The sequence below is a fragment of the Salinicola sp. genome, from assembly GCF_982684285.1.
Map to the genome: position 1 here is coordinate 1 of NZ_CEXLVS010000260.1, position 5591 is coordinate 5591.

At 65.3% G+C, this 5591-nt stretch carries 5 protein-coding genes; 2 read left to right on the forward strand and 3 right to left on the reverse strand.

Annotated elements, in window-relative coordinates:
• Positions 1–40: 40 nt before the first annotated feature.
• The 3 genes from phnD to AC3AYF_RS17590 form a co-directional block, all read right to left on the reverse strand.
• Positions 41–1087: a phosphonate ABC transporter substrate-binding protein gene (gene phnD / locus AC3AYF_RS17580; RefSeq protein ID WP_487780098.1), complete on the reverse strand. Its 1047-nt coding sequence runs from the start codon at positions 1085–1087 to the stop codon at positions 41–43.
• Positions 1088–1177: 90 nt separating this feature from the next.
• Positions 1178–2002, reverse strand: a complete 825-nt coding sequence (phnC, locus tag AC3AYF_RS17585) for a phosphonate ABC transporter ATP-binding protein (RefSeq protein WP_298844819.1) — start codon at positions 2000–2002, stop codon at positions 1178–1180.
• 244 nt (positions 2003–2246) lie between these two features.
• A complete protein-coding gene (locus AC3AYF_RS17590; RefSeq protein ID WP_487780099.1) occupies positions 2247–3125 on the reverse strand; it encodes an NAD(P)H-binding protein in 879 nt (292 codons plus the stop codon).
• Between the two features lie 136 nt (positions 3126–3261).
• Between AC3AYF_RS17590 and AC3AYF_RS17595 the strand changes: the two genes are divergently transcribed.
• Together AC3AYF_RS17595 and AC3AYF_RS17600 are read left to right on the forward strand one after the other, a co-directional pair.
• Positions 3262–4182 carry a hydrogen peroxide-inducible genes activator gene (locus AC3AYF_RS17595; RefSeq protein ID WP_298844826.1) on the forward strand — a complete coding sequence of 307 codons (921 nt, stop codon included), beginning with the start codon at positions 3262–3264 and terminating at the stop codon, positions 4180–4182.
• Positions 4179–5591: DEAD/DEAH box helicase (locus tag AC3AYF_RS17600; RefSeq protein WP_487780100.1), on the forward strand; the 1413-nt coding region annotated here is incomplete at its 3' end. The genes AC3AYF_RS17595 and AC3AYF_RS17600, both read left to right, overlap by 4 nt.

Here is a 5591-nt window from a genome sequence, read left to right on the forward strand (position 1 = left end):
CGTGTTCAGAAAGCGCTTTCTTGACTTACTCTTTCTTGACTTACTGAGTCGCCATCGCCGTGGTGTTGCCGGCCTTTTTGGCCTGGGCGGCTTCACGAGCGTCCATGCGCTGGTTCAGCGACTCGAGACGCGCATCGAGATCGGCGAGTTGCTTCTGCTTGTCGTCGGCATCGAGGGAATCGTCGGCGGCGACCTGGGCGCGCTGCTTGAACAGCGCCAGTTGACGGATCGGCAGCAGCTGGTCGTTGTCGGAAGCGGCGAAGCCGGACCACTGCAGCGGTTCGAGGATCTTTTTCTGCTTGTCGGTATCGCCGTAGCTGAGGAAGAACTGGCGCAGTTCGTCCTTGGTCTGCTGCGGCAGATTGGTGCGCCAGACCAGCGGGTCGGAGGGGATCAGCGGCGACTTCCAGATCACCTTGAGCTGGGCGGCCTTGTCGGGATGGGTGAGTTCGAGACGCTCCATGCTCTCGGTATTGAAGGTGGCGACGTCGACCTGGCCGTTGGCCACGGTCAGCGCATTGGTCTCGTGGTTGGCGTTGAGCGTGCGCTTGAACGCGGTGTTGGGATCGACGTGATTCTTGGCGAAGACGTAGTAGCCCGGCACCAGGTAGCCCGAGGTGGAGTTGGGGTCGCCGTTGCCGAAGGTCAGCTCGCCGGCGTGCGCCAGCACGTCTTCAACCGTGTTGTAGGGGCTGTCCTTGTTGACGATCATCAGGCTCCAGTAACCCGGCGCACCGTTGGCGGCGACGGTCTGGGCGAAGATCTCGCCGCCGGCGCGATCGACCGCTTCCATCGCCGACTTGTTGCCGTACCAGGCCAGATCGATCTTGTCGAAACGCATCGCCTGGATCACCGCGGCGTAGTCGGTGGCGAAGAACGGCTCGACCTTGACGCCCAAGGCGTCGGACATGTCGTCCAGGAATGGCTGCCACTGGGTCGACTGGTTGGAACTCGACTCGGTGGAGATGATGCCGAAGCGCAGCGGCTCGTCGGCGGCCTGGGCGGAACCGACGGCGAGCGTGCCGCCGAGCAGGCCGAGCCCGGCGATCAGCGGCAGGGCCGTGCGACGCAAGAGGGATGAGATCATGTCGTTTCCTTGAAGTGTCGTTGATGATGGGTCGTTGGTGATAGATCTGTGGCAACGAATCGATGGTCAGCGGTCGAGCGTGCGCCCGGATCAGCCCACCGCGTGCAGCGGCGTCGCGATCCGGTGATCGGGCTGGCGGGACTCGAGCTCGTCGAGACCGGCGTTCTCGTAGAGCGCCTGCAGGCGAGCGTCGGTGAGACCCGCGATCGGCCCGTCGTAGTAGAGGCGGCCCTGCTTCAGTGCGATGGCGCGGCGGCAGTAGCGGCGGGCAACGTCGACCTGATGGAGGGTGACGACGATGGTGCGGCCATCCTCGCGATTGATCCGCTGCAGGATCTCCATCACCTCGCGGGCACTGCGCGGATCGAGGGAGGCGATCGGCTCGTCGGCGAAGATCACTTCCGCCTCCTGCACCAGCGCCCGGGCAATGGCGACGCGCTGCATCTGGCCGCCCGACAGCGTGTTGGCGCGCTGATGGGCCAGTCCGACGATGCCGACGCGCTCCAGCGCCCGTAGCGCCAGATCCCGCTCCTGCTGGGTGAAGCGCCCGGTCAGCGCCCGCCAGCGCGGCATCGCGCCGAGGTGACCGATCAGCACGTTGGTCATGACGCTCAACCGACCGGCGAGGTTGAACTGCTGGAAGATGTAGCCGCAGCGGCGGCGCTGTTCGCGGCTGGCGCCGAGCAGACGCCCGCCGTGCTGGACGTCGCGATCCAGCACCCGAACATGGCTGTGCGACCGGCGGTCGGCGCGGGTCAATCCGATGAGGTGGCGCAACAGGGTCGACTTGCCCGATCCCGACGGTCCGATCAGGGTGACCAGCTCGCCGGCATGGATCTCGAAACCGATCTCGCGCAGGGCCGCATGGGGACCGAAGGATTTGTCGAGCCGTTCGACGCTAACGATGGCAGTCATGCGATTCGTCCCGGAAAGTGTCGGGCCGCGATGCATGGCCCAGAGTGTTGAACACAGTCTGGCGACGTCGTGTGACGGTTATTTATCTAGACAATTAAGAAACGATGACAGGTCGGGCGGCAGCGCGGGCAACCAAAAAAGCGCCCGAAGGCGCTTTATCAAATATTTCAGCGGGTTGAGAAATCGTGTCATCGAGTGGACACGAAATTGTCGCCAAAGCGTCATGCTGGATCGCGAATGATCGTCAGGCTTTTTCCTTGGCCGACAGAAAGCCGCCCTGCTGGAGCACGTCTTCGTAACCTTCGCGGAAGGTGGGATGGCGGAACGTGTAACCGGAATCGAGCAGACGCCGGTTGTTGCAGCGCTTGCTCGAGCGACGCCGCAACGGCGACTGGATCACGTCCGGCGTCTCGACCTTGAGCCGCTTGGCGATCCAGGCCATCACTTCGTGCAGCGGCGCCGAGTCGCAGTCGCTGGCCAGATAGACAGGCTCCAGCGGCTTGCCCTCCAACGACAGTTGAATCAGGTGCGCGATGACCCCTGCACAGTCGTCGCGATGGATACGGTTGGAGTACATCGGCGGGTTCGAGGCCGCGATCCGGCCTTCGCTCACCTGGCGAATCAGGCGATCGCGCCCCGGGCCGTAGATGCCCGAGAAACGCACCGCCGTGCCGGGCAGATCGTGCGCGAGCAGTGCCTGCTCGGCCTCGCGCATCAGCGTGCCGGAGAAACCGTGCGGATCGGTTTCCGAGCTCTCGTCGACCTCCTCGCCACCCTGCTGGGCATAGACGCTGGTCGAGGAGACGAAGAGTACCCGCTCCGGCTTGTTCTCCCGGGCCCCGAAGGTTTCGAGGACCGCTTTCAGGCCCGTCGGATACGCTGTCTCGTAGGCCGACTCCTCGAACCGGTCCGCGGTGACGGCGTAGACGATGATGTCGGCATCCGGCAGCGCCGCCAGCGCCGCTTCGTCGGTGACGTCCAGCGCCACCGCCTCGATACCGGTTCCGTCCAGCGCCCCGACATTGCGCCGCGCGCCGATCACGCGATGACCGGCGTCGATCAACTGCTTCCCGAGCTGAGTGCCAATATCGCCACAGCCGAGAATTAGCGTTGTTTTCTTCACCTTTCCCTAGCCTCTTGGTAAAACGTCCTTGATGATTCGTCCCTGAGGACGCGCACGCACGAGCGTGACCACGAGAATTGCGTACCGCTGTTCACTTGCCAAATCGCGCTGACAGGGAGCCTTTCGGTCCCAGCCAATGACTCTAACAGAACTCCGCTACATCGTAACCTTGGCCCAGGAGCGCCATTTCGGCCGCGCCGCCGAACGCTGCTTCGTCTCTCAGCCGACGCTGTCGGTGGCCGTCAAGAAACTCGAGGACGAACTCGGCATCGCCCTGTTCGAGCGCTCCAAATCCACCGTTCAGGTCACCCCGCTGGGTGAGCGAATCGTCGAGCAGGCCCACCGCGTGCTGGAGCAGGCGACATTGATCCGGGAGATGGCCACCGAGGGCAAGGACCAGTTGATCAGCCCGCTGCGAATCGGCGCCATCTATACCATCGGCCCTTACCTGTTCCCGCACCTGATCCCGGCGCTGTCGCGCATCGCGCCGCAGATGCCGCTCTATATCGAGGAGAGTTTCACCGGCGTGCTGCGGCGCAAGCTGCGCAACGGCGAGCTCGATGCGATCTTCGTGGCGCTACCCTTCAACGAGCCCGACGTGGTCACCAAGACGCTCTACGAGGAGCCGTTCGAGGTGCTGCTGCCGGCCGGCCATCCGTGGACGGAGAAGGCGGCGATCGACAAGGAGGACCTGCTCACCGAACGCCTGCTGCTGCTCGGCGAGGGCCACTGTTTCCGCGACCAGATTCTGGAGGCGTGCCCGGCGATCAGCGCGCAGCTCAACAATCCCTCGAACACCCTGATTGCCGAGGGCGGCTCGCTGGAGACCATTCGCCACATGGTCGCTTCCGGGCTTGGCATCACGGTGCTGCCCAAGTTGGCGATCGGCACCGGTCATTACGAAGGCGGGCTGCTGGAGAGCCGCCCGTTCAAGGGCGACGTCCCGACGCGCAGTGTCGCACTGGCGTGGCGTGCCAGCTTCCCGCGACCCAAGGCGATCGATGCCCTGATCCAGGCGATCGATAAAATCCAGGGCAGCGACGTCGAGGCCGCATGAGCCTCGACGAACCCGTCACCGACCTCTCCGGCGTCGGCGAGGCGCTGGCCGGGAAACTGGCCAGGCTGGGCATCGAGCAGGTCGCCGACCTGCTGTTCCATCTGCCGCTGCGCTACCAGGATCGTACCCGGATCACCCCCATCGGCACCCTGCGCGCCGGCACCGAGGCGGTGGTGGAGGGCGAGGTGAGCGCCGCCGAGGTCGTCCGCGGCCGTCGCCGCAGCCTGCTGGTCCGGCTCAAGGATGGCTCCGGCATTCTCAGCCTGCGCTTCTTCCACTTCTCGCCGGCCCAGCAGCAGCAGTTCGTCAAGGGCGTGCAGGTGCGCTGCTTCGGCGAAGCCCGCGCCGGCAGCACCGGGCTCGAGATCTATCATCCGGAATATCGCCTGATCCAGTCCGACGCCACGCCGGTGGACGAACACCTGACGCCGATCTATCCCGCCACCGAGGGTCTGGCACAACCGCGCCTGCGCGCCCTGATCCAGCAGGCGCTGAAGCGACTGGCGGCAGCCCCCGAGAGCCTGCCGGAGTGGATTCCCGAACCGTTGCGGGGACGCTTTCGGCTGCCGGGGCTGATCGAATCGCTGCGCTATCTCCACGAGCCGCCGCCCGATGCCCCGCAGGAGCGTCTGGCCGACGGCCGTCATCCCGCCCAGCGACGACTGGCCCTGGAAGAGCTGCTGGCCCATCAGTTGAGCCTGCGCCAGGTCCGCCTGCGGATTCAGACCGATGGCGCCCCCCGGCTCGCCGCCGCCAGCAATCTGCAGGCGCGCTTTCTGACCCAGCTACCGTTCTCGCTGACCCAGGCGCAGCGCCGCGTGCTGGAGGAGATCGGACGCGACCTGGAGCGGGAGGTACCGATGCTGAGGCTGGTGCAGGGCGATGTCGGCTCGGGCAAGACCGTGGTCGCCGCCATGGCGGTACTGAACGCCATTGCCGGCGACTGCCAGGCGGCGGTGATGGCGCCCACCGAGATCCTCGCCGAGCAGCACTTCCGCCAGTTCCGGGCCTGGCTCGAACCGCTGGGGATCGAGGTGGGCTGGCTGGCCGGCAAGCTCAAGGGCAAGGCGCGCCTGGACCCCAAGGCGGCCATCGCCGACGGTCGCCCGCTCCGCTGGAAACGACCGATTGCCATGCAGTTAAACCTTCAGGAGACAGGCAATGGTCATTGGCGAGGTAACGCCGTCTGTCGCAGCGACCATCTCGCGATTCAGGCAACCGGGTCGCCCCGGGCAGCCACGCTTGCTTTCCAAGCGGACCTGACCGAGTTGGCAAGGGATATCCAGCCACTCGTCGATTTGGATCACCTCCACGGCCTCGGTCGTGGTGATTCCCGTCGATGCGGTGGCCAGATGGGCATAATCGTCGCTGTCCGGGAAGTATTTCAGCGCGCCGAAGCCCGCCTCTTC